General features: G+C 37.4%; 23 protein-coding genes. 9 read left to right on the top strand and 14 right to left on the bottom strand.

What is annotated here, in order from left to right:
• The first annotated feature begins 173 nt into the window (after positions 1-173).
• The 3 genes from EG339_RS15680 to EG339_RS15690 all read left to right on the top strand — a co-directional run bounded on the left by EG339_RS15680 (position 174) and on the right by EG339_RS15690 (position 3,654).
• A complete protein-coding gene (locus EG339_RS15680) occupies positions 174-677 on the top strand; it encodes a DinB family protein (protein ID WP_123870904.1) in 504 nt (167 codons plus the stop codon).
• A 71-nt stretch (positions 678-748) separates the two neighbouring features.
• Complete coding sequence (locus EG339_RS15685; protein ID WP_123870905.1) at positions 749-2,515, top strand: S41 family peptidase; 1,767 nt, start codon at positions 749-751, stop codon at positions 2,513-2,515.
• A 644-nt stretch (positions 2,516-3,159) separates the two neighbouring features.
• Positions 3,160-3,654, top strand: coding sequence for a hypothetical protein (locus tag EG339_RS15690; RefSeq protein ID WP_123870906.1), 495 nt, complete (start codon positions 3,160-3,162; stop codon positions 3,652-3,654).
• Positions 3,655-3,706: 52 nt separating this feature from the next.
• On the opposite strand, the gene EG339_RS15695 is transcribed toward EG339_RS15690, so the two are convergent.
• Positions 3,707-4,165 (bottom strand): hypothetical protein, encoded by a 459-nt coding sequence (locus tag EG339_RS15695; protein WP_123870907.1) that lies wholly within the window; start codon positions 4,163-4,165, stop codon positions 3,707-3,709.
• Between the two features lie 411 nt (positions 4,166-4,576).
• On the opposite strand from EG339_RS15695, the gene EG339_RS15700 reads away from it, so the two are divergent.
• The 3 genes from EG339_RS15700 (at position 4,577) to EG339_RS15710 (ending at position 6,895) form a co-directional block, all read left to right on the top strand.
• Positions 4,577-4,849, top strand: coding sequence for a hypothetical protein (locus tag EG339_RS15700; protein ID WP_123870908.1), 273 nt, complete (start codon positions 4,577-4,579; stop codon positions 4,847-4,849).
• 167 nt (positions 4,850-5,016) lie between these two features.
• Positions 5,017-5,625 (top strand): alpha-ketoglutarate-dependent dioxygenase AlkB family protein, encoded by a 609-nt coding sequence (locus tag EG339_RS15705; RefSeq protein WP_123870909.1) that lies wholly within the window; start codon positions 5,017-5,019, stop codon positions 5,623-5,625.
• Between the two features lie 88 nt (positions 5,626-5,713).
• Positions 5,714-6,895: an alpha/beta hydrolase-fold protein gene (locus tag EG339_RS15710; RefSeq protein WP_228459631.1), complete on the top strand. Its 1,182-nt coding sequence runs from the start codon at positions 5,714-5,716 to the stop codon at positions 6,893-6,895.
• A gap of 168 nt (positions 6,896-7,063) precedes the next feature.
• Here EG339_RS15710 and EG339_RS15715 read toward each other — a convergent pair whose 3' ends face one another.
• Positions 7,064-8,692 (bottom strand): M1 family metallopeptidase, encoded by a 1,629-nt coding sequence (locus tag EG339_RS15715; protein ID WP_228459632.1) that lies wholly within the window; start codon positions 8,690-8,692, stop codon positions 7,064-7,066.
• Between the two features lie 95 nt (positions 8,693-8,787).
• Positions 8,788-9,966, bottom strand: a complete 1,179-nt coding sequence (locus EG339_RS15720) for an NUMOD4 domain-containing protein (RefSeq protein WP_123870911.1) — start codon at positions 9,964-9,966, stop codon at positions 8,788-8,790.
• A gap of 396 nt (positions 9,967-10,362) precedes the next feature.
• Here EG339_RS15720 and EG339_RS15725 point away from each other — a divergent pair, with 396 nt between their 5' ends.
• Positions 10,363-11,682, top strand: a complete 1,320-nt coding sequence (locus EG339_RS15725) for an aspartate kinase (protein WP_123870912.1) — start codon at positions 10,363-10,365, stop codon at positions 11,680-11,682.
• A gap of 316 nt (positions 11,683-11,998) precedes the next feature.
• On the opposite strand, the gene EG339_RS15730 is transcribed toward EG339_RS15725, so the two are convergent.
• The 11 genes from EG339_RS15730 to EG339_RS15780 all read right to left on the bottom strand — a co-directional run bounded on the left by EG339_RS15730 (position 11,999) and on the right by EG339_RS15780 (position 21,672).
• Positions 11,999-12,820: an alpha/beta fold hydrolase gene (locus tag EG339_RS15730; protein WP_123870913.1), complete on the bottom strand. Its 822-nt coding sequence runs from the start codon at positions 12,818-12,820 to the stop codon at positions 11,999-12,001.
• 50 nt (positions 12,821-12,870) lie between these two features.
• Entirely contained in the window at positions 12,871-13,389 is a 519-nt protein-coding gene (locus tag EG339_RS15735) for a DsbA family protein (protein ID WP_123870914.1), read from the bottom strand.
• 2 nt (positions 13,390-13,391) lie between these two features.
• Positions 13,392-13,853 carry a redoxin domain-containing protein gene (locus tag EG339_RS15740; RefSeq protein ID WP_123870915.1) on the bottom strand — a complete coding sequence of 154 codons (462 nt, stop codon included), beginning with the start codon at positions 13,851-13,853 and terminating at the stop codon, positions 13,392-13,394.
• 4 nt (positions 13,854-13,857) lie between these two features.
• Positions 13,858-14,550, bottom strand: coding sequence for a YoaK family protein (locus EG339_RS15745; protein WP_164466447.1), 693 nt, complete (start codon positions 14,548-14,550; stop codon positions 13,858-13,860).
• A gap of 5 nt (positions 14,551-14,555) precedes the next feature.
• Positions 14,556-15,602, bottom strand: coding sequence for a cupin domain-containing protein (locus EG339_RS15750; RefSeq protein WP_123870917.1), 1,047 nt, complete (start codon positions 15,600-15,602; stop codon positions 14,556-14,558).
• Positions 15,603-15,732: 130 nt separating this feature from the next.
• Entirely contained in the window at positions 15,733-16,290 is a 558-nt protein-coding gene (locus EG339_RS15755) for a hypothetical protein (RefSeq protein ID WP_123870918.1), read from the bottom strand.
• 197 nt (positions 16,291-16,487) lie between these two features.
• Positions 16,488-17,039 carry an antibiotic biosynthesis monooxygenase gene (locus EG339_RS15760; RefSeq protein ID WP_228459633.1) on the bottom strand — a complete coding sequence of 184 codons (552 nt, stop codon included), beginning with the start codon at positions 17,037-17,039 and terminating at the stop codon, positions 16,488-16,490.
• A gap of 22 nt (positions 17,040-17,061) precedes the next feature.
• On the bottom strand, positions 17,062-18,120 hold the full coding sequence (locus EG339_RS15765) for an NADH:flavin oxidoreductase/NADH oxidase (RefSeq protein ID WP_123870919.1): 1,059 nt from the start codon (positions 18,118-18,120) through the stop codon (positions 17,062-17,064).
• Positions 18,121-18,132: 12 nt separating this feature from the next.
• Entirely contained in the window at positions 18,133-20,340 is a 2,208-nt protein-coding gene (locus EG339_RS15770; RefSeq protein WP_123870920.1) for an ATP-binding protein, read from the bottom strand.
• Between the two features lie 108 nt (positions 20,341-20,448).
• Positions 20,449-21,144: a LytR/AlgR family response regulator transcription factor gene (locus tag EG339_RS15775; RefSeq protein ID WP_123870921.1), complete on the bottom strand. Its 696-nt coding sequence runs from the start codon at positions 21,142-21,144 to the stop codon at positions 20,449-20,451.
• 54 nt (positions 21,145-21,198) lie between these two features.
• Positions 21,199-21,672 carry a Dps family protein gene (locus EG339_RS15780; RefSeq protein WP_123870922.1) on the bottom strand — a complete coding sequence of 158 codons (474 nt, stop codon included), beginning with the start codon at positions 21,670-21,672 and terminating at the stop codon, positions 21,199-21,201.
• A gap of 258 nt (positions 21,673-21,930) precedes the next feature.
• Here EG339_RS15780 and EG339_RS15785 point away from each other — a divergent pair, with 258 nt between their 5' ends.
• Together EG339_RS15785 and EG339_RS15790 are read left to right on the top strand one after the other, a co-directional pair.
• A complete protein-coding gene (locus tag EG339_RS15785) occupies positions 21,931-22,284 on the top strand; it encodes an ISAon1 family transposase N-terminal region protein (protein WP_123869105.1) in 354 nt (117 codons plus the stop codon).
• A 37-nt stretch (positions 22,285-22,321) separates the two neighbouring features.
• Positions 22,322-23,242 carry an ISAon1 family transposase gene (locus EG339_RS15790; RefSeq protein ID WP_228459750.1) on the top strand — a complete coding sequence of 307 codons (921 nt, stop codon included), beginning with the start codon at positions 22,322-22,324 and terminating at the stop codon, positions 23,240-23,242.
• Positions 23,243-24,089 lie beyond the last annotated feature (847 nt).

The following is a 24,089-nucleotide window of genomic DNA, read 5'->3' on the forward strand; positions in this document are numbered from 1 at the left end:
TTCTTTTATTTAAAAGCTCGGTTAAGCATATCAATGTTCAATACAAAGAATATTAAAAAATAAAACCTTTCCCTCAATCAAGAGTGTAAACTGAAAGTTTATTACTGTAAAAGTCCCCTCTATCATATGGGGGATTTTTGCTATATTCACAATACAGAAAAACCTTTTTTGAAATGGAAATTACATCTGTAGCATCATTCATAGATTATTATGAAAAAATAAGGGCAAGAACCAATAAAATCATCGGAGCTGTTCCTCCTGAACACATTGATTTTGCTTATAAACCTGGAAAATTCACAATAGGAGATCAGATAAGACATATTGCAGCTATAGAAAGATATATGTACGGAGAGACCATTTCAGGAAGAGAAAGTGCTTATCCGGGATGTGGAAAAGAACTGGCGGACGGATATGAGAATACCGTCACCTTTTTCAATGAAATGCATAAACAAACGCTGGAAATTATTCATGGACTTTCAGATCAGGACCTTAACCGTAAATGCCTTACCCCCGGAAATAATCCAATCTCCATATGGAAATGGCTTAGAGCAATGGTAGAGCATGAAATCCATCACAGGGCCGAACTTTATATTTATCTCAATCTTTTGGATGTCAGAACCCCGCAGATCTTTGGTTTTTCAGCAGAAGAAGTTCAGGACTTGAGCGTGAAGCTGTAGAACTCAATACAATGAAGGGCCTGTTATAAGGATGCAGGTTAATTTGTATATTGCCATTCAAAAAACTGATAATGGCAAAATCCTTTATTATCCCTTTATTACTGGTGGTAAATTTCGTATATGCACAGAAAAATATTGAATTAAAGCCTGGAGATACTTTAAAGTACTCACCGGAAACTCATAAACCGGGATGGATCACCGTTCAGTCAAATAATGCGAATGTTGCGGTAGCCTTGTTTATGGAAGGTAAAAAAATAAAGGAACAGGATGATTCTAAGGGGATAAAAAGTATAGAACGACTGTTTTATACTCCTGAAAAAGGGAAAAAATATGAACTAAGGGTCTGGGCAAAGTCGTATGTTGAAAAAGCCAGACCATCAAAAATCTCTATTACGGAGTCCAAAACGGTTACTGTTTTGGATGGTCAGTTCACTTCTGCTCAGTTTGTTGAAGATTTGCGTACTTTCCGCTCCATAAGAGAAAAGGCAAATTCAGGATTGTATGTTTACAGAAGCAGGAAGCAGATAGACAGCTTATACCAGAAAGCAGAGGAAGCAGCTGCCAACAGTAAAAATATTTTCGATTTCTATAAAGTGATAGCCAAGGTTACAGGGTTTGAAGGAAGCTGCCATAATTATACCGACCTTCCCAATCATGCCTCCTATTATCTTACCCAAAGGCCTGAATATCTTCCTGTCACACTGAAAAATATGGATGGCCGTTTGCTGCAGAATTCAAAAGATAATAAAATTCCCCTTGCTGCTGAAATTATTTCCATTAATGGCATCACTGCAAAAGAAATAATTAACCGCTTTTCCCAATACTATTTCTCTGATGGTTATTCTATGCCTTACAGGGAGATAACAGGATTTGAAAGAGGAATACTGGATAAGTTTTACATAGAATTCGGGACTCATAAACATTACACCATCCGCTATCAGTGGCAAGGGCAGGTTCATGAAGTTACTCTGCCCGGAATATCATTAGAAGATTTTAAAAAACTTCAGGAATCAAGACATTCTCTTATCCTTGATAAAAAATTGATGGCAGAAAAATATAGCTTTACCAAAGAGGGAGATGATATATACCGCCTGTCAGTAAGAGGTTTTGATTTTGCAACAGGTAATGAAGATCCGGCCTATAAGAAATTCAGTATCTTTCTTGAGCAGATGATGGATACTCTGGAACGTGAGAAAATAGGAAACCTTATCATTGATCTTAGAGGGAATACCGGCGGAACCGGAGCTCTCTATGAAAAAGTTTTTACTTATCTCACTCCCAAACCTTTCCGTGACAGTCATTACGCTTACACATGGTTCAATGAGGTTCCTATGGAAGAAAAACTGGTGATTACCCCTCTTTTTCTTTCCAATGGAGTAAAAGATAAACAGGGTATCAATGCTTACCTGAAACAGCTTTATCCTAAACAGATCCAAGGAAAATATTACTGGGCAGATGATAAGAATCCTTCCATTTTACCTAATGAAAGAACCTTTAAAGGGCAGCTTTATCTTTTGGTAGACCAACGTGTAGCGTCCGCGGCCTCTTATCTTGCATCTTTAATAAAGTCTTATACCAATGCCATAGTGATAGGAAATGAAACAGTTGGCGGATATTACGAACATAACGGTCACCTTCCATTAGTGTATGAACTTCCTAATACAGGAATTCAGACAGGTTTTTCTATTGTTCACGTCATTCAGGATGCCCAAAACCTTCCGGACCAGAAAAAAGGGCAGGGGATTATTCCGCACTATACAATACAACCAACACATCAGGAATTTTTGGAGCAGTCTGATGTTTATTTAAAAAAAGTACTGGAACTCCGGAAACAATAATAATAAAGTAAAATAAATGGCTGCAAAGAGCAATTGGCAGCTATTTTATTTAAATAATATAAAAAGATTAATTATTTCCCGTTTTAGTGTAAAAACAAAGGCTTTTATAAATTGTTTTCATGTCTTGTATGGGTTTACAATAGGACCGATCAGCATTTTGTGTATATCTTAAGTTGTGGAAATATTATGCAAAAGTCGTAGAATTACTACAAATTTTCAGATTAGTGCCTTAAAATTTTTTGGATATCAATAACCGTTTTATATTTGTTATACCATCATATCACACAAAGTATTATTAACGATTAAATTTACAGATTATGACAGTAATAAAAGAAAAATCTTAATTTTTGAAAGACAAGACCAAAGCTATTCGGGCTATCTGCTCCTGAGCGTTTAATAAAATTGTTTATAATTCCCCATTAGCCAATTCTTTTAAATTATTTTCTGAAGCCTTTGTTTCAGGGATATTTGCTAATGTCCAAAAAGAAATGTTTAAATACTGACAACTTTAATCATCATTAAGAATGATCTCAGCAGAAAGAAGTTATCAGCCTGCTTTTGAAGGATAAAGTCTATCAGTATTTAGTAAAAAAGTATAGCCGGATCAGGCAAGCAATATTTTAAATCAATCTAATAAAAATAATATGAAGAAAATATTTTCAGAACTTAAAGGCTTTGTTATATACAGTCCGGAGCTTTTAACAAAATACCTGCAGGATCATGATCTGCCGGGGAACAATATCCTCAAATATTTTGTGGAAAATGAACATGGAGATGTGATAACAAGATCAGGAATTGCTATTCCTGTAATAGGAGTAGAAGAAGATTATTATTCATTCTGCATTTCTGCTAATGATGACCGGGTGTTAGAAAATGAAGAAGTTGCTGCACAGTCTGATGGCTGGATATTTCAAACTTCCAATAACGAACTGAGAGTGGTAGGCATTGGCTATTTAAAAGATATTTCAAGTATTAATGATGAAAACAGCATAAGACTGAACCTGGAAAACGGCTGGTTTTTACTGAAGATACGTGCCGGAAATAAGAATGGCGAAAGATTATTTGAACTTAATACAAATAAACAGGAAGCTAAACCGGATTTTAAGGGAGATCTTACTACAACTTATTATTTTAATTAATAGAACAGCTTATTTGTCCGGATGTTCATATTTTTTAATCTGCATAAAGGAATTAAAAACCAAATAATCCGCTGAAAATTACAAAACAATATATAGCCATGGCTAAAGCAATATTGATAGCAGTCTGTTCATATTTTTTCTTTGAGTACAACAGCAGAGATTCAATAATGGCATAAATTAGGGTGGCATATCCTGATAGCATCATGACAAAATAATAGATGTATCCAGCTCCCATACCAACGTTCCGGTCCTTAAGAAGCCATAACGGGATAAGGGCAATGAGCAGCAAAAGAATAAGAACACCAAGTCTTAAGAATAGGTGCTTTTTAAGCTTGTTGTCTGAAACAATAGGACGATAAATCAAGATATAGGTTCCGCAAGCATATACCAGCAATATAATAAAACCAATGATGGAGCGGACCTGATAGGATATGGGAAAGATATTTTTTGTAAAAACAAAACCTGTTATCAAAAATGCAAGGAAAAAATATTTGATTTTTTTGAAATCCATACAGTTAAAAGTGTTTCTTATATCCAGCCAAAGCAGATAATTATGGCGATAATGTGCAGTAACTTCTCAAATTTATTTAATATTTTTCGTGTATGCAACTGCCTGGCCTCAGAAGTATTATAAAAGACAGATACAAGTATTTTAAAGATGTGGAGCAGATTTATTTTTATCAATAAGTCCAAAAGATCATAATTTTTGAACACTATCCAGGGTTATATACATCAAAATCTTAATAAAATGAGTTTGCTAGTTCAGTATGGCTGATAAAAATGCCATGTGATTATTGCTTTATTTTTTAGAATAGGGTTTATCTTTTTTACAGTTATATATTATAAAATTTTATATTTTAGGGGAATAACCATGACTGCCTTTTTTATGTACAGATTATATTTAATTTTTTTTCTGATTCTGATGTTTATTTTTCAATGTACCAAAGGACAGGGAAGATCTGTTGGGAATATAACCGATGGCCCGGATGAGAGCAGTGATATTAATGAAAACTGCATTGGAAGTGAAAACTATTGTTGTAATTATGCTGCAGCACAATCCAGTCACTACCCGGATGAAAATCATGAAGTGTTTGTGAATACTTCAAAATCATCAGCGGGTGTTTTATTTGGACCCGTTTTGGTTATCATAAGTCTGTTGGTTTTGAGAGCACTTTCTAAAAGAGTAGAAGAATAATCCTGTTATCTTTGTAAAGAAAGAGGTATATTTGGATACAATTTATTTTCAGATATCCTGAAGCAATATGATTTCAGGGAAGCCTTCTGCCTTCTGCTACTTACTTGAGAAGATAATGGTTTGGGCTTCATTTTCCTATGGTTTTATGGGTAAAATTTTGAAGAATTATGAGCCAGTTGAGTTTATTTGATGCAGAAGAGTTCTATGAGTTTCCAAAAGATCTTTTGGAATACAGGGAACATTTTCTGAGTAAGGAAGAAGCTGATCAGTTAAAAGATAAACTGCTCAATACCGCTCCATGGGAGCAGCGTACACAAAAAATGTATGATAAAATGGTATTGACTCCAAGATTAACAGCTTGGTATGGAGATTCAAAAGATTATGGACCTGAAGAAGAGAAAAGGCCGGCAAATCCATGGTCTCCCGAACTGTTTTCACTGAAAGAAAGGATAGAGCAGGAGTTTGGCTATCAGTTTAATGGGGTTTTACTAAATCTCTACAGAGACCATAATGATTCGGTGGCCTGGCATAGGGATAAAGAAAGCCGTTACGGTAAGTGGCCGGTGATTGCTTCTATCAGCCTTGGGCAAACCAGAAACTTTGATTTCAGAAAAAGAGACCACCATGCCAGTAAATATAGTTTACCGCTTTCGCATGGTTCATTGCTTATTATGAAAGGTGATTTGCAGGAAAACTGGGAGCATAGAATTGCTAAATCAATGCTACCCATGAAAGAGCGCATTAATCTGACGTTCAGGTTAATTCTTGATTCTTAGTTTAATCTGAACAGAATATAAGGGAATAAGTTTTTCTTTTTTACATTTTTTTTGTTTGAATATCAGTGAGATACAAAATATAAAGCCTATGATGATAAATAATGGAAAAAGCTTAGCTTATAAACTCATTCTAACAATAGTGCTGGTGGTATCATCCATACATTTAAGTTACAGTCAGGAACCACTACCGTTCAGGAATCAGATTAGTAAAGTATTCCATTCAAAAGTTTTAAACGAGGACCGCCAGTTTTGGATTTATCTTCCAGAAGGTTACGATAAAGGAAATAAACTGTATCCGGTAATTTATCTTTTGGATCCTGACCAGAACTTTGCCTATGTTACCGAGATGGAAAGATTCCTTTCTGATCGGTATCGGATGCCAAAATCTATCGTCGTAGGCATAGTCAATACTGATAGGGTACGTGATTTTACTCCAGTCCATTCCATGACATTTCATGGAAAATTCGACAATAGTTTACGTAATACTGGCGGAGCCAAAAAGTTCTTAAGTTTTTTGCAACAAGAGGCTGTTCCTTTCATCGAATCTAATTTCAGGACAGCACCATATCGTACACTGGAAGGACATTCCCTTGGCGGATTATTTTCACTGTATTGTAAGAATGAAGCACCTGAAATGTTCCAGTCATACATTATCATCAGCCCGGCCATTTATGGCGGAAACATGGCAATTTTACAACAATTTTCAGAAGCACTTCAAAAGAATATTAGCCGTATCGGCTATCTTCATCTTTCCATTGGAGATGAACCTGATGGCTTTGGACCTGTTAGAACATTGAATGAGAATCTGAAAAAATATGCGGACAATAAGTTGATATGGAATTTTAAACAGTATTCCAATGAAGACCATTTTTCCGTAGGGTACCAGAGCATGTATGATGGATTAAAATTTATATATTCAAAATGGTTTCTGGATCCTCGGGATACTTCAAAGGTAAAATCATATATGGATATCAAAACGCATTTTGATACTCTTTCGGGGCTCTATGGATATCAGGTTATTCCAGATGAAGATTTTCTTAATGAGAGTGGATATCAGAGGCTAAATAATAATGATTTTGTTCACGCTATTGAAATTTTTACAGAAAATGTAAGAAATAACCCTCAGTCGGCCAATGCTTACGACAGTCTTGGGGAGGCATATATGAAAAGCGGTAATAAGAATAGCGCGATTAAAAATTACGAAAAATCAATCAAACTGGATCCGCACAATCAGAATGCCGTACACATGCTGCAGGAGCTTAAAAAATAATTTTGTGAAATAAAAAAACAACTATTACTGTTGAAAATTATCTTCAAAATAATATTTCTGAAAATATATTGTAATAACATCCGATAGTTGCTGTGCTGCGGGTAGAGCATGACAGTATCATATAAATTTTCTTCTGTTAAGTAACAATAAAGATCAGAGGTCTTAAAGCTATTCTTTTATTTTATAAGCCTTTATATAGAAGTTTGGATCAATATCAACTTTATTAATGAGAGTATTGTTTAGATCATAGGATTGCCATGAAGTGTTTGGAGAAAGCCAGTCTTCTATACCGGTAATTTTAATGGGCATCGTAAAATTATCAATACAATTTGTAAATCGATACTGTAGCTTATTATCTGCAATAAAATATTCCAGCACTGGAATCTGAGACGTTCTCAGGTACTGGTCGAATACAGCATTAAAGTTTATTCCTGACTGCCTGTTAATATAATTTTCAATTTGTTCTGTGGTAACAACCTGATGATAAAATTGAGTGTTCAGTCCACGCAGTATTTTTAAAAATTTCTCATCATCATTCATAATGGTTTTAATCATATGAATAAGAGCCCATCCTTTTACATATCCGTCTGAACTTCCATCTTCATTGATGCCGTATCTGCCGATTATAGGTTTATCATTTTCAATAGTTTTGTATCTGCCTGAAAGAAATTCTTCACCCGCTTTTTTTCCAAACAGATCCGAAAGTACAAGTTCTTCTGCCAGCCCGGCAAAACCTTCCTGAATCCATCGGTCTGCAATATCGCCGGCAGTAATACTGTTTCCGAACCATTCATGTGACATCTCATGAATAACGATTCTGTCGGTCTTTTTTCCCCAGCCTGTTTTTGACACATCATTTCCTTTGTAAGTTCCCTTCGTAAAATTATTACCATATGCAATAGCACTTTGATGTTCCATTCCTATATATGGTGCTTCCACAATTTTGAATCCGTCTTCATAGAACGGATAGGGGCCAAACCAATGTTCCAAAGAATTCATTGCCTGAATGGATTCAGGAATCAGGTGATTTTCTGCTTTTCGCTTATGATAATCGAGAACCCAATAATCCATACTCAGTTTTCCATTCTGCCCCATATAGCTCTTTTTGATATTTGTATAATTTCCCATATAGAAAGAAATACCATAGTGATTGATTGGGGTAACTACTTTCCAGGTATATTTCATGATGCTATCCGATATCCGTTGCTGTTTTATCAGTCGCCCATTACCTATAGCTTTTAAAGATGAAGGAGCAATTATTAAAATAGAAGCTCCTTTGTCCGGTTCATCATACAGCATATTTTTACATGGATACCACAGGCTTGCACCTTTATACTGGCAAGCCACCGAAACCCAGGGACGGTTTAAGGAGTCTTTGGCCCATACAAAGCCTCCGTCCCATGGCGGGGATAAAGATTCCACAGGTGTACCTGAATAATAAATACTGATTGTATATTTTTTATTTTTACGTTTTCTGGCCCCTGAAACATACCATATATTGCCTTTATTCTGAAAGTTGAGCTTTGTTCCATTTTGAATAACGCTATCAATTACCAGAGGTTTTATAAGGTCAATCTGCATGAATTCAGCAGGCTCTTTCGAAATTACTTTATATCTTATTGTATTATTTCCTGTTATAGTTTTTGTTTTATAATCTGGTTTAATAGTAATGTCGTATGATAATAGGTCCCACCAGCTTTTTTCCGGTGTTACAGATCCCACTAAAGAATCTTCTTTTGATGGCTGTTGTGCAAAAGCCCAGTTGGTGGCAAGCAATATGAAAATAAACCTAAGCATATGTACCATTTTAAAAGTTTGTTTGCAGAATAATATACAAAACACTGTTTTTAACCTATTTATAATTAACTATAACTAATTTCTTTGATCTTAAGTTAGTTAATGGTGTTGATTTTTTGCTTGAGCACTGAATAAATTGGTTGCAATACAAGCTTTGACAAATCTAAATTCCACAAAGGCTGGCTTTGATTTACAACAACCAATGTTTTGCTGTTAATATCGAATTCTTCAATAAAACAGTAATATACCCATTTGATAATAGTAATGCGGGTATCCTTTCCCTTATGACGCGCTAGGCAGTAAAGCGAGTAAGTTGAATCTGTGTTGATTGACATGATTTGAGAAAGGATCTGTTCTTTGAGGTAAACTGTTCTTCCGGAAGAAATCCACCCTGCCAATCGCTTTAACCTGCCTTTATTGGAAATGACAAAACGGTTGTCAAAATCAGGAATCGTTTTCCATTGCTCCCCGGGAAGATCTTTCAGGGATAAATTAAAACAAGCAGGTGGGTTATTCTTATCAATGATAGGCTTGCCTAGCTTTTTCCATAGGGAAGTATTAAATAGCCTGTCCGAAGAATCTGTGTTATCCTTTACTATAAAATCTTCTTTTGTTGGAGTATAAGACTTTAAAAACCAACGAAATCCACCTGCGGTTAAGAATTCCTTATTGATAACATCCCTAATGCTTTCGGGAGCAATACCCAGTTTTTTCTCCGCTGCATACATGCTGTTAAAATCAGATAGTAATTCTCCTTCAATACTATACTGGCTAACTGCCTGCATATAGATAACTTTACGATTTTTTGCTCTGTTCTTCTCAAAAATTTTGAGCCGTATTGCTTGAGATGAAGTTTTCTCCAGATTCCGGTAATGTATATGGAGCCTGTTGTCATCCTTAGGAATAATAAGAATAGAGCGGTCCTGATAATCAAATTTTTCAATAAAATGGTAATACACAAGACGCATCACAGATTTCCTGTACTTTTGGCCGTTCAACGATAAAGTACAGTGTGCACTGTAGTTATGACTTTGCAGATAATTATTAGGATGTTTTACAAAAATCAGTTTCATGATCAATTCCTGTATTTTCCATTCTTTACCATTAGGAAGAGTGGTAAATCGTTCAAGGCTTTTTATACGGCCATAGTTGGAGATCATATAGTTTTCGTAGTTCTCAATCAGCTTCCATTCTTCATCCGGAAGATCTTTTAAAGAGTTGTTGTATAAAACGTCTTTTACATATTGGTCTTCAAATTCGGGAGGTAATTTCATAAGCTTAATTTATAAAGATATTCTGATTATTGGTAAAGCAAAAATAAAAAACTTAATTAAAAAGAATTTAGTTGTGGTATTTGTGCTCCATAGTTTGCAATGTAGATAAAAATTCAATAATATGAAGCCCATTCACTAGGTTTATCAAACTTGGATCTGTCAGTTTCTTCTTAAGTTGTCTTATACTTTTTATCTTTTTTTTGAAAATTCACAAAAAATTGTATATTTGCCAAGCAAAAAAAGAAAATGATATTATCTAACTTAAAAAAAGGAAAGAAACAGTACTTACGTCCGGCGTCGTGAGTCATTTCCTATTGGTTAGAAATTAAATACATCAGGAGCTTGTCATCACGACAAGCTCTTTTTTTTGAAAAAAAATTAACAATTTAATATATTATGAAAGTATTGAAATTTGGAGGGACTTCGGTAGGAAGTCCGGAAAGGATCGAACAGTTATTACCAATTATCAGATCTCAGCCATCAGATAAGCACCTTGTTGTTTTATCAGCTGTTTCTGGCACCACAAATGATCTGGTGAAATTATCAGAGCTATATGAAGGCAAGGATATTGAAGGAGCTTACAAACATATTGATCTGCTGCATCAGAAATATAAAAAATTTGTAAATGAACTGTTTAAAACAGATAAAGGGATTCAGGAAGCTTCGGTTTTTATTGACAACATTTTTGACCTGTTTTATCAGTTCAAACATAAAAATTTCAATTCCAGTGCAGAACGTATTATACTTGCGCAGGGTGAGATTATTTCAACAACCCTTTTTCATTTATACTTAAAGGAAAAAAAAGTTCCCTCCATACTGTTATCTGCATTAGATTTTATGCTGATTGATGAAGATAAGGAACCTAACATTGATGAAATCAGGAAGAAAGCATCTCTTGAAATTGCAAAACACGGGGAGGAAACTTTATTTATTACCCAAGGATATATATGCAGAAATGCTCAAGGTGAAATTGATAATCTGCAAAGGGGAGGCTCTGATTACACGGCCTCATTACTGGGAGCAGCATTACAGGCTGAAGAAATTCAGATCTGGACAGATATTGATGGATTTCACAACAATGATCCGAGATATGTTCAGAATACAAAGTCTATAGCAAGGCTAAGTTTCGACGAAGCTGCTGAACTATCATATTTCGGGGCCAAAATCCTTCATCCTCAAAGTGTTTTCCCTGCAAGAAAGTATAATGTTCCTGTAAGATTATTGGACACAATGAATCCTTCTGCTGTCGGAACATTAATTTCCGGAGAAACTACTAATCAAAACCAGATTGTAGCGATTGCTGCTAAAGATGGAATTACGGCCATCCGTATTCAGTCTTCCCGTATGCTGATGGCTTATGGCTTTTTGAGAAAGGTTTTTGAGGTTTTTGAACGGTACAAAACACCTATAGATATGATTACAACTTCCGAAGTGGCTGTTTCCCTTACCATTGACCAAACAGATAACCTCTCGGAAATTGTAAGAGAATTAAACTCATTTTCAGCAGTTGAAATTGATAGTGAGCAGTCGATCATATGCATTGTCGGAGACTTTAGGAAAAATAATCACGGGTATGCAACTATTGTCTCTGAAGCGGTAAAACATATTCCATTACGAATGATTTCTTATGGAGGAAGTGAAAATAATATTTCATTATTAGTTCCCTCTATTTTCAAAATAGAAGCTTTGAGATCATTGCATAATAGATTATTTTAGAAAAGTGAAATTATAATAGATAAGAAAGTAAATATCGTTAGCAAAGACCGCTTATAAAGGCGGTTTTTGCTTTATTTCAATAATTTTAAGAGGTGAGTATATAAAAAACCTGCAAAATCATTGATTTTTGCAGGTTTAAATGCAGGCCTGTAATATTCATTACTGATAATGGAACAGAGGAATTTACAAAACTGGGTCTTGACCTTTCGAAAATGAAGAATGAATAAGGAGACTGATAGAATTTAAAAAATTTTATAAAAACCAGAAAATTCATTTTTAATGTATTGTATCATTTTGAATAGTAAAAGATTGGTTTTTAAGATCTGATGAATTCCAGGAGATCTTTATTGATAGTCGGATGCTCTGTAGTTGGCATACCATGCGGGAAACCAGGATATGTGATCAGTTTTCCGTTCTTTAATAATTTAATTGATTTTAATGCCGCATTGGCAATAGGAACGATCTGGTCATCTTCACCATGCATTACCAAAACAGGAATGTCCACAGCTTTAAGATCTTCCGTTAAATCCGTTTCTGAAAAGGCTTTGATACCGTCATAATGAGCAACAATTCCGCCCATTAGTCCCTGTCTCCACCAGTTTCTCTGTACTCCGTCTTTTACATCAGCTCCTTCTCTGTTGTAGCCATAGAAAGGGAAAGTAAGATCATAATAAAACTGGTTTCTGTTGTTCATCGTCTGTTCTCTGATGTTGTCGAAAACTTCCATAGGAACGCCGTCAGGATTATTCTCACTTTTCACCATTACCGGTGGAATAGCGCTGATCAGCACTGCTTTCTTAGCTCTTCCATTTGCATATTTGTTAACATAACGGATTACTTCACCACCACCAGTTGAATGCCCGATGTGTATAACATCTTTCAGATCTAAAAATTCAACCAGCTTAGCGGCATCAGAAGCGTATTGCTCAATAGTGTGATTGTAGATATTCTGACTGGAACGCCCGTGGCCTCTTCTGTCGTGGGTAACTACTCTGTAGCCCTTCTGTAAAAAGAAGATCACCTGTGCATCCCAGTCATCAGATGATAAAGGCCATCCGTGGTGAAACATCAATACAGGTCCTTCTCCCTGATCTTTGTAAAAAATTTCTGTTCCGTCTTTTAAGGTTAGTGTGCTCATGTTGTTTATTTTTAATGTTATGAATTGATTTTGTTTACATATTTTTCTGATTAATAGGCAGTATTTTCACGTACCAACTGGAAAAGGTCTTCGGCACCGCCGTTGAATTTATTTCCGTTAATGAAAAAAGAAGGCGTTCCGTTTACTCCGCTGATGACACCGCTTTCAAAGTCTGTATCTACTTTTTCTGCCAGTTCCTGCTTATGAATATCAGCTTTGAACTGAGGGATATTTAAACCGAGTTTTTCTGCAAGTTTTAACGGGAGACCGTCATTCAGGAATTCCTGATTTTCATAAATAGCATCATGCATTTCCCAGAATTTTCCCTGCAAAGCTGCCGCTTCTGCCGCCAGTGCTGCCGTTCTTGCATACTGATGCATTTCTGACAGCGGAAAATTCCTGAATACAAATCTGATCTGATCTCCGAATTCTTTCATTAATTCTTTAAGAACCGGATAGGCTGCTCCGCAGTAAGGACACTGATAATCTCCGTATTCTACAATGACTAAGCTGGCATTGGAGTTGCCCTGAGTGTGGTCAGCATTGCTGACTGATGGTTTTAATGACATAATTATTTTGTGTTAAGGTTTTCTAATGCTTCTAAAATTCCGTCTGCGCCAGGATTGATGGCGGTGGGAGAGAGGTAGCTCCATTCGATGATGCCGTCTTTATTGATGACAAAAAGGGCTCTGTTGCATTCTCCTTCTTCGTCATTGTAAACACCATATTTCCTGGCTGTTTCTCCCTTAGCTTCAAAGTCTGCAAGCAGAGGAAAGTGCAGGTTTCTGGATTGTGAAAATGCCAGGTGGCACCATTTGCTGTCTACGGAAATTCCGAAAATCTCTGCATCATATTTTTTGAAATACTTCAGCATTTCGTTGTACAATACCATCTGGTCACTGCACACCGGGCTCCAGTCAGCCGGGTAAAATGCAAGGATGACATTTCTTCCTCTGAATTCCGATAAGGTAATTTTCTGATCTGGGGTTGCAAATAATGTAAAATCAGAGGCAACCGTATTTTTTTCTAGCATAGGATTAGTTTTTGATCGTTGGGATTGGTATTGTTAACGCGCAGATGAGCAGTAAGGCTGCCGGAAAGATCAGTGTCCAGTTTCCTGAATAAAAGAGCAGGAAAGAAGCTGCTGAAGCACCGGAGAGAAAGCCCATCCATAAGAATAACAAATGAAAAATATTTATTTTGTATTCCTTCCGCTCCTCTGCCTGATCACTCATTACAAAAAGAGCAGCTGTTCTTGCCAGACTGTTTAAAGTTCCTGTCACAAAATCGGTGTTGATCTTTTGGTTACCTACCGATGTGACAATGGTATTCATAAGACCCATTGAGAAACCGATAACAGCTATAGACACTCCATTGGCAATATGTTCATAATAATCACTGATACTGTAAAGGATCATGATTCCGGAAACTGTGTAGAAGATCATCTTTGTGCTTCTGAACTTCTTTGATAATGATAGGCACGTTCCTGTATAAATCCCCGCCAGAAAAAAGCTTATTACTGTAACAGAACTGATGATAAGACCATATTTTTCATTGAAAACAGCTGTTCCTAGCTGGGTCGTATTGCCACTCATAAAAGAAACATAGGTTTTCCATTGTATCAATCCTGTAGCATCTGTATATCCTGCGATGAAGGCAAGGAATACTGCCAGTTTCTCCTGCGTTCTGACGGTCTTGTCAGGGAGCAGGATTTTTGTTTCCGGAAACACAGGAGTTATTTTCCAGGTTTGATGAATACTTTCTTTTCCGGAAATTTTTCTATTTCCCCCTCCTTCAGTCCGAAATTCGTAATGACCACATCTTTAGGGTTTCCTGCCAGCCATTCACTGATATCAATGGATTCGTAGGTGCCGCTATTAAATCCGATCAATACTTTACAGACGGTATCTCCGGTATTTTTGATATAATGCCCTGCTCCCATAGGCACATACCCCACATCGCCTGCATTGAATTGTTCCGTTACAGAAACTCCTTCTGCAAGAAATACTGACATCTCTGCCTGTCCGGAAATAAAATACTGCCACTCGTCTGCATTGGGATGCCAGTGCATTTCTCTTAAAGCGCCGGGCTGAAGTTCCAGTACCGAGCCAGCCATTGTTGTGCTGATGGGAAACTCCTTACGGGTAACCAATCTTTGAAGACCACCGCCGGGAATGATTCTTGGCTGTTGGGAATGCAGAGGATAACGGTGCAGGCTTGTCAGCTCAATGTCTGATTCCTCAGGACGGGGTGCGGCATTCACGGAGAGTTCATCCGGAACAACTCCTGCTGCGAAATACACCTCTTTTTGCGGAAGTTCTGCTACTTCTTGAAGGCTCAGCCCTAAATTCTGTGCAACAATTTCAGGAGGCATACTTGAAACGAAATCTGTAACGCTAAAGGTATGGTCTTCCGAAAAATTACCATTGTCGAAAATCAGAATGAAATGACATTCTTCTGTTCCTGTGGCCTGGATGGAATGTCCATAACCTTTTGGGAAATACCAGACATCACCCGGTTCAAAATTATCGGTATAACTTCGCCCGTCAGGATGGATAATCGTAGTACGTACCGTTCCTGAAATCACATAAGCCCATTCTGCGGCATTGGCATGCCAGTGAAGCTCTCTCATGCTTCCGGGCTGTAATCTCATGGAAACTCCGGCAATACCTACAGAAGCAGGGAATTCTTTTACGGAAGCACCTCTTGTTGTACCACCGTCACTCGTACGCGGCTCTTTTTTTTCTAATTCGTATCTGAAACTTAATGATGAAGGATTCATACTATTATTTTTTTGTGATTAATTTTCTTTGTTTTGCTATTGTAAAGCTACTCCTGAATTTTACTTTTTCTTGGTGTCATTCGGTGAAAAGGCAAAATGAGTCGTTGAGGATATAGAGGGTTTGGTTGCTTTAAAAAGGCTGGTTATATTGCCCTGTCAGTGCTTTATTTTCAATGCTTTTTGCAAAGTTTGGTGTTTCTTCATGATTGTGGGCGTCAGAAGCAGCCTGTCTGGATGCGGCAGCATCAGCAAGGTTGATCCCGTGTTCTTGCAGATATTCAAACATTTCGGGTGTGGCTGCCGCATGAATTTCATTGGTATAAAGGCAGGTGTTTTCGTCAATCTTTGTTACTTTCAGTTCCCACAGAACCTGAACTTTTGTACGTCCGTTTTTGGTAATTGAATCAGAGATGGAAAGCATGCGGCAGTAATCGGGACGATGAACATCTGCAACATAATGCTGAACCATCAGAGCATCTCCAATCGTTTCTACGTTTAAAGACACTGGTTGGCCATCAAAAGTAACTGAAATAGCAGCTCCGATATGCTGGGTAGAGCATCTCTGGTATTCCGCATCCGGCAGGTTAAGCAGCCAGTCTGCGATATTCACTTTTTCAATGGGTGCATTGATGACAGCGCTTACACTTGAATGAGACAGTGCGTTTTCGGGTGTTTGTGAGATTTCCATAGTTGTTGGTTTTGATTGTTATTGATGATGTAAAGCTACAAACCGACCTGTTTAATTTTTACCGCTGTTCGGTCAACAGGCGAAAACTATCGTTGAATAAGCTGATGATGTTAAAAAGGTAATGAGATGAAACATTATGAAAACAAAAAATCACTGTAGGTTACAGTGATTGGTCGTATGTAGTGTAAGAAAAATGACTATTTATACAGCCATTTTTTGATCAGCCTGGTATAATTGGGCATCACGGCAAACACCATCAGAAAAACAATGATTCCGGAATTGATGAATCCGTCAGAATAATGATTGGGCGGAATATGTAAAAACCGTAAAAAAGGAATGATCAAAGCAGGAATAAGAACCGACAGCGGATAAATGGCAGACCAGGTTGCCAGAAACTGTTTCCAGCGTACCGGAACTTTATTCCCTTCATTTTCTGTCGTAAAAAGAAAATCAAGCCCGGATCTGATCTGGTAATGGTCGTTTTTTCTGAACAGTGGATTCGCTTTCTCAATAAGCTTTTTCCGGTTATCCGATTCCATCCAGCTTTTAAGATGGTCAATCGTATCAAAACGGATAATGACGGTATACACAAAAGTCAGATCGGGAATCGGCCGAATAATCTGCAGATCAATAAAGCCTTCAGAATGTTTGGTGACAGGCACAATTTCGTCCAGCCATTTTTCATATTGTGATTGTTTCCCATCCAGAATATGATGGGTAATCACTACGGAGGCGCCTTGATTTTCCATAACTGATTTTTTATTTGTTAATTTAATGCGCTCTTTTATACTGCCACGGAATTTCTGTTTCAGCACCTAATGCTTTAGCAGAGTGGATGGCAAAATAAGGATCTCTAAGATGTTCCCGGGCGATGATCACCAGATCCGCATCTCCATTGACAATAATATCATTAGCCTGTTCTGCTTCCGTAATCATTCCAACAGCTCCTGTTAAAATTCCGGTCTGTTTTTTAATGGCTTTTGCAAAAGGAACCTGATATCCGGGAAATACTTTATCCTTGCTTACATTGGTAAATCCCCCACCGGATGCCGTAATGAAATCTACACCGTTTTCTTTAAGAATTTCCGAAAGTCTGATACTGTCTTCCAGAGTCCAGGCTTCCTCCGATTCTATATAGTCAACTGAAGAAATTCGCACGAACAGAGGCATTTCAGCAGGAATAACTTTCCTGATTTCCTGAACGGTTTCTACAAGAAAACGGATCCTGTTTTCAAAACTTCCGCCATATTCATCCTGTCTTTTATTGATTACTGCGGAATAAAACTGATGGAACAGGTAACCATGTGCCGCATGCAGTTCAATGGTATCAAAACCTGCGTCAACAGCACGAAGGACTGCTTTAACAAATTTTGTTTGTAATTCCCGGATCTCCTCAATCGTGAGCTCTTCCGCAAAAACTCCATTGAACTCATGAGCAGAGGAGGATTTTACAGTCCAGCCCCCTTCTTCCGGAGTGAGAGGTTTCATTCTTTCATTGGGATGTTTTAGGCTGCCTTTTCCTCCAGCGTGCCAGAGCTGAATTCCTATTTTGGCATTCTGTTCATGTACAAAATTCACGATGTTAGCCCATGCATTTTTCTGTTCATCATTCCAGATCCCTACATCAGATAATGTAGCCAGACCTTCTTCTGAAACGGCTGTACATTCGGTAAGAATTAATCCTGCCCCGCCAACAACACGGCTTCCAAGATGGACAAGGTGCCAGTTGCCGGGAATTCCGTTTTTAGCACTGTATTGCTGCATTGGAGATAATACAATCCTGTTCTTTAAGGTAAGATTGCGAATGTGTATGGGTGAAAATAAACTCATTTTTTTCTTTTTTTAAATTGTTTTTGAAAATGCTTCAGCTTCGTAAACCGCCTCTGACAGAACTTTCTGTACTTCTGCCAGTATTTTTTGCAGATTAGGGTTTCCTTCTGATGCTGTTTCAAGACTATCAAGTTTTTCCTTTAACAGAGGATGTAATCCCATGATGGCAATGCTGGATTTCAGATCATGAGCCCACAGTTTCACATCCTTAAAATCTTTGTTTTCGTAAGCCGTTGTCAGTTTCTGTAAATGATCGGGAATGTTTTCAATAAACTGTTGCGTGACCATTTTTTCGAAACTTTTGTCGCCACCGCTCACCGTCTGCATATAAGAGAGATCAATATACTGATAGTCAAATGATGGATTTTCGGTTTTCTTTTCGTTTTTATTCTTTTCTTTAAACCCGAACTTCGAAATCAGCATAAACAACTCTTCTTCATTGACAGGCTTGGAAATATATTCATTCATCCCGCGGCTCAGGCATCTTTCTCTTTCGCCTGCCAGGGCATGGGCGGTCATCGCGATGATCGGAATATCCAGTCTGAGTTCTTCCCGGATTTTCTGGGTAGCTGCATATCCGTCCATGTGAGGCATCTGTATATCCATTAAAACCAGATCGCATGCATTGCCTTTAAGATAACTTACTGCTTCAAGACCGTTCGATGCAATATGAAAATCAATATTCCATTGTGAAAGCAGATGTTTCATCAGGCTTTGATTGATCACATTATCATCAACTACCAGAACTTTCAGAGGCGTATTGGATTTATCTTTAAAGTAATGCGGATCAGCAGCTGGTAGCACAGTAACTTGTTCTTCAGCAATTCCGTAAGGAATATAGAAATGAAATGTAGTTCCTTTCCCTTGTTCACTGCTTACTTCTATATTTCCGTTCTGCAGGAGAATTAAGCTTTTCACGATGGATAAGCCTAATCCTGTTCCTCCGTAATTTCTTGTGGTTGAATCTTCTCCCTGGTTGAATCTTTCGAAGATTTCAGTAAGCTTTTCTTTATCGATTCCAATTCCCGTATCTGAAATTTTAAAACCGAGAACCGCTTCTTTCTCCGTCTGCTGTTTACTGTAGATCTCAACAAAGATATTCCCATGGTGGGTAAATTTTATGGCATTTCCGATGAGGTTGACTAAAATCTGGGTCAGTCTTGTGGCATCTCCCACCAAAGTGTCAGGAATGGAAGGATCAATGGTACTTGAGAGGATAAGTCCTTTCTCTCTGGCCCGTTCTTTAAAAAATGTTTCTACGGAATTGACGAGTCCGTTGATGCTGAAAATTCCGGGGGTAATGCGCATCATTCCTGCTTCTATTTTGGATAGATCAAGAATGTCATTGATGATGGCCATCAGGTTTTCTCCGGAACGTTGTATTGAAGAAACAAATTCTGCTGAAGTTTCATCCAGTGGACGCTTTTGCAGCAAATTGGTGAAACCGAGAATTCCGCTTAAAGGAGTTCTGATTTCGTGGCTCATATTGGCAAGAAAATTTTCTTTGGTCTGTGCTGCTACCAATGCTTTTTTTTCGGCAATATCAAGTTCATTTATAAGTAATCTCTGACGTTTAAACTGACGAAGAATGTGATAGCCTACGACAGAACCGCTCAAAATCAGTAAGATCAGTAAAGAAATATCATAGAATCTTGCTTTTTGTCCCATTTCTTCACTTTTCTGGCTGAGTTCAACCATATTCAGGTTTCTGCTTTCATATATTTTAGCTGTGATACTGGTGATTTCATTAGAAATTTTTCTTGCACGCGGATTGGCAATGGAGGTATTATCGTCCATGTTTCCAACAGAAAGATAACGGTGCAGGAGTTTATCTTTGGTTGTTTTCTTTTCCATGGCAAGAACACTTAATCTGTGGATCAGCTTTTCTTCTTCTGCATTTACATTGTCTTTGGATAAAGAATCCAGAAAATTTTCTATCTGACTGATTTTTTGGTCGATCCCTTCGAGATGCGTGGTGTCATTCGTTGCAATAGAAGCTCTGATTCTGCTTTCCACTCCCAAAATATCACGGTCTATCTCCCGCAAATGATTGCTTGAACGCAATTCGCTCAGCAAGGTATTGTTATTCTGAATCAGCGCCTTGGTATTTTTTGCAGAATTGAGCTGAACAGCTATCAACAGGAGTGAACCCGCAATAAATGTCAGGATAATAAAGTAGCTGAATCGCTTGTTATCCATTACTGAAGATATATTTTTCATAATAACGGTCTGATTTTAAATAAAATGCAGATAAAGGTTGATTAAACCCTAAACTGTTCAGGGATTGAGATCAAAAAAGGAAATCAAATTTCTGATGGGCTGTAGCGGCTAAAAGACATTCATTCGTGTATTGAGTGCTTTCCTGTAGGCATCTGCCACGGGAATGAATTTGCCATTAATCATAATACCACCGTCCTGAAGAGTATCAATTTTGCCCACTGAAACAATATAGGAACGGTGCACTCTTATAAAATGATCCTTGGGAAGACGTTCTTCTGCCGTTTTCATTTTACCGTGAATGGCAAACATCTTTTCTTTGGTGTAAAACTTCACATAATCGCCCATGGCTTCTGCATAGAAAATATCATCCAGTTTCAGACGCCTCGTAATATTGGAATCCCTCACAAAAAGAAATTCATCCCTTGTTACTTCTACATTTTCTTTTCTGCTTTCAAGAATTGTCTGTGCCTTGCTTACTGCCTGCAGAAATCTTACCGGCATAATGGGCTTTAGAAGGTAATCTGCAATATTAAGCTCAAAGGCTTCCAGCGCATATTCCTTTTTTGAGGTCGTGAAAATGATGATGGTCTCTTTACCCGAAAGCGTTTTCGTGAGCTCAATTCCTGTCATTTCCGGCATTTCTATATCGAGAAATATCAGATCGACGGAATTGGACTGAAGATAATGATAAGCTTCTATAGCATTGGAAAACTCGCTGACAATGGAAAGATCCGGAACCTGTTTCGCGAGGTGGGCTAATGTTGTTCTTGCAATATCATTATCATCCACGATTAAGGCTTTCATAGGTATAGGTGTTTATGATTTACACAAAGATAATTATAACTTTTTTATTTTGTGTTATCTGAAATAGGAACGGATCATCCATGCCATTTCTTCATGGGTTTCCATCAGGCCTGTAATAAAATCGCTGGTGCCGTAATCTTTATAGGTTTCTGCAAATGGAGTGATATTTCCGCGAAGGAATTCGATGATGCTTTCATGATCGCTTAACAGATCTTTCATGTATCCGAGACCGTCATTTGTTCTTTCGCTGTATTCCGTTAAATGGGTTAGTTCCAGATAGATTTTCATTGTTGCCGGTGCATAATGTCCGATTTTACGCATTCTTTCCGCAACGCTGTCCATCAGTTCATCCAGTTGCTTGTACTGTTCCTCAAAGAAAATGTGATTGGCGTGGAAGTTATCTCCGGTTACATTCCAATGGGCATTTCTTGTTTTGATGTAAAGAAGCGTTTCGTCTGCCAATAATTTTGCTAATTGTTCTGCAACGGCTTCCGCGTTTTTTTCTGTAATTCCGATTTTTGTTTTCATAATAATAAGATTTTAGTTGAGTATTATTACCTTTTTCTGATGTAAAGGTCTGCAATAACGCAACAAAACGGCTTGGAATTTCGATGAACGGGCAGAAAGACTCGTTGAATTGGGCTGCAAAATTTATCGGATATTGATACATAGAGATCCGAAATAGAAAAAACTTATCAGCTTATTGTACCGGAAGAGCTCTTTAAAAAATAAATTGGCTCAGTCTCAAAAGTTGGGGGGAATGTTAAGTAGTTTTATCTTTGCATCATGTTAAGCGATCACGACCTTCTTAAATTATTACTTCCGGAATTTTTAGTAGAGCACTTTGATATCCTCAAAGCAGAAACTCATGATGCAGAACTTCATATTTATTTTGAAGAAAGAAACAGTATTCCCCATGAATTTAAAGAAAGGAGACTTGAATCCAAGGGCTTTTTACCTGAAATCATTGTAGATGATTATCCATTACGGGGTAAAATCGTAAAGCTCCATGTTAAAAGAAGGAGATGGACAGATAAATCCTCCGGTGAGATCCTTCAGAGAGACTGGCAGCTTGTAGCGAAAGGCACACGGATGACAAAGGATTTGGCAGTCTTCTTAAAAAAAATTAGCAGACACTAAAGCTCTTCCCCTAAAAGTTATAGCAGAATTTTTCGGGATCAAAGGCAAGACCTTCCAGAGGCAATACAAGAATAATCTCAGCGAATATCATAGCTGGGAACAAAAACCGCACGCAGAGGACTGGATCATTTACCCTGAAAATGTCTCAGCCTCCTTATCTTTAGACGAAGTAGCATTATCTGATGGAGAACTTTATACCGTTCTTACCTCCAAAAAAGCAAAAGGGAGAAAAGGAAGTATTGTTGCTATGATAAAAGGTACCCAGAGTGATTTTGTCATCACACATCTTTTGAAGATCAGCAGAAAACTTCGGATGAAGGTAAACGAAATTACATTGGATATGGCGGGTTCCATGAAGCGTATTGCCCAACGCTGCTTTCCTGATGCAGTACAGGTTATTGATCGTTTTCATGTTCAGAAGCTGTCCATAGAGGCCCTTCAGGAGATCAGGATCAGGCATCGCTGGGAAGCCATTGAAATGGAAAACAATCCTTTTAACAGTCACTCAGCTGAAACAGAAGTTTTTGCAAATGGAGATACCCGGAAACAGCTCTTGGTAAGAAGCAGGTATTTACTATATAAAAGCCGTGAGAAATGGACTCTGTCCCAGAAACAAAGAGCTTCGATCCTTTTTACCCAGTATCCTGATCTGGAACAGGCATATGAATTGACTGATGGACTTAGAAAAATTTATAACCAGAATATTTCGAAATCTGTAGCCATGACTAAACTGGCCCATTGGTTTAGAAATGTGGAAGAAGCAGAGTTTAAATCTTTTTCTACCTTAAGAAAAACAATAATGAATCATTATAGAAATATTCTCAACTACTTTGATCAAAGAAGCACCAATGCTGCTGCTGAATCTTTCAATGCGAAAATAAAAAACTTCAGAATGCAGCTCAGAGGAGTAAAAGACAGAACCTTTTTTATCTTCAGATTAGCTAAACTTTTTGCCTAGCCCCCAACTTTTGCGCTTGATCCAATAAATTTGCATTCTTTTTTCAGCTTTGAACATACAACAAATAAAAAAACCTGCAAAATCATTGATTTTCCAGGTTTAAATACTTTTTGATGTTTTTGAAAACTTCCGTTTTCCCAACTCTGCGGAGAGTGAGGGATTTTGTAACCTCCCTTCATCCCTTTATTTATAAGCGTTGCGCTGTAGCATCTTTTAATTGGCCCTAAATAGGTCACCTGCAAAAAAGCGGTAAAATCCTAATTTATATTTTACTTAGTAAAACTAGGAATTTTCGCTCAAATCTGCAAGTGAAAAGTTCAAAATTTGAACAAGTTTTTTAGAGTTTAAAGCAAGAATTTAATCCTTCTCTTTGTCCCTGAAACTTCTCAATTGAAATATTTCTAAAAGAAAGCGAAGAAAAAAAAATTAAAAAAAAGAAAAAAAGAAAGCCTTTTGAAAATGAGCGTGGCATTCTGTCAAGGTTTTTTTGAAAAAGTTTTTGCGTAGATTTTTATACGTAAAAAGTTTTTCTGAAAATCCGGAGGGCTTGACCTTGACAGAATTTAGCTGGAGGAATAGGGAGCGAAGTATCTTTGGTTTCTGTTTTTATTTTTTGCGTGAATATTGTAGAATAATTATTATAATTCAAATAAATGATAATTTAGAGCATATGCAAAACGCTGTACGACTATTGTTTGTCAGTTTGATTTCCAGACAAACGGAAAGCCTATAATCAAGCGATGGCAAGATGGTTTGGAATGAAATTTTAAAAGGAAATTCGGAAGGTTGGATTTAAACAATTGAGGATTAGAACAATTACAGGAAGTAGCCTCAAAAGCTATGAAGA

The sequence above is a fragment of the Chryseobacterium bernardetii genome, assembly GCF_003815975.1.
Classification (GTDB): Bacteria; Bacteroidota; Bacteroidia; order Flavobacteriales; family Weeksellaceae; genus Chryseobacterium; species Chryseobacterium bernardetii.

Bases quoted from the DNA above. Each gene is read 5' to 3' on its own strand.
- EG339_RS15690 (WP_123870906.1), top strand. From the start codon at position 3,160: ATGAAGAAAATATTTTCAGAACTTAAAGGCTTTGTTATATACAGTCCG.
- EG339_RS15715 (WP_228459632.1), bottom strand. From the start codon at position 8,692: ATGCTTAGGTTTATTTTCATATTGCTTGCCACCAACTGGGCTTTTGCA.
- EG339_RS15720 (WP_123870911.1), bottom strand. From the start codon at position 9,966: ATGAAATTACCTCCCGAATTTGAAGACCAATATGTAAAAGACGTTTTA.
- EG339_RS15775 (WP_123870921.1), bottom strand. From the start codon at position 21,144: ATGAAAGCCTTAATCGTGGATGATAATGATATTGCAAGAACAACATTA.
- EG339_RS15730 (WP_123870913.1), bottom strand. From the start codon at position 12,820: ATGAGCACACTAACCTTAAAAGACGGAACAGAAATTTTTTACAAAGAT.
- EG339_RS15765 (WP_123870919.1), bottom strand. From the start codon at position 18,120: ATGAGTTTATTTTCACCCATACACATTCGCAATCTTACCTTAAAGAAC.
- EG339_RS15770 (WP_123870920.1), bottom strand. From the start codon at position 20,340: ATGAAAAATATATCTTCAGTAATGGATAACAAGCGATTCAGCTACTTT.
- EG339_RS15710 (WP_228459631.1), top strand. From the start codon at position 5,714: ATGATGATAAATAATGGAAAAAGCTTAGCTTATAAACTCATTCTAACA.
- EG339_RS15735 (WP_123870914.1), bottom strand. From the start codon at position 13,389: ATGTCATTAAAACCATCAGTCAGCAATGCTGACCACACTCAGGGCAAC.
- EG339_RS15785 (WP_123869105.1), top strand. From the start codon at position 21,931: ATGTTAAGCGATCACGACCTTCTTAAATTATTACTTCCGGAATTTTTA.
- EG339_RS15780 (WP_123870922.1), bottom strand. From the start codon at position 21,672: ATGAAAACAAAAATCGGAATTACAGAAAAAAACGCGGAAGCCGTTGCA.
- EG339_RS15750 (WP_123870917.1), bottom strand. From the start codon at position 15,602: ATGAATCCTTCATCATTAAGTTTCAGATACGAATTAGAAAAAAAAGAG.
- EG339_RS15695 (WP_123870907.1), bottom strand. From the start codon at position 4,165: ATGGATTTCAAAAAAATCAAATATTTTTTCCTTGCATTTTTGATAACA.
- EG339_RS15760 (WP_228459633.1), bottom strand. From the start codon at position 17,039: ATGGAAAATCAAGGCGCCTCCGTAGTGATTACCCATCATATTCTGGAT.
- EG339_RS15740 (WP_123870915.1), bottom strand. From the start codon at position 13,853: ATGCTAGAAAAAAATACGGTTGCCTCTGATTTTACATTATTTGCAACC.
- EG339_RS15725 (WP_123870912.1), top strand. From the start codon at position 10,363: ATGAAAGTATTGAAATTTGGAGGGACTTCGGTAGGAAGTCCGGAAAGG.
- EG339_RS15755 (WP_123870918.1), bottom strand. From the start codon at position 16,290: ATGGAAATCTCACAAACACCCGAAAACGCACTGTCTCATTCAAGTGTA.
- EG339_RS15700 (WP_123870908.1), top strand. From the start codon at position 4,577: ATGTTTATTTTTCAATGTACCAAAGGACAGGGAAGATCTGTTGGGAAT.
- EG339_RS15705 (WP_123870909.1), top strand. From the start codon at position 5,017: ATGAGCCAGTTGAGTTTATTTGATGCAGAAGAGTTCTATGAGTTTCCA.
- EG339_RS15685 (WP_123870905.1), top strand. From the start codon at position 749: ATGGCAAAATCCTTTATTATCCCTTTATTACTGGTGGTAAATTTCGTA.
- EG339_RS15680 (WP_123870904.1), top strand. From the start codon at position 174: ATGGAAATTACATCTGTAGCATCATTCATAGATTATTATGAAAAAATA.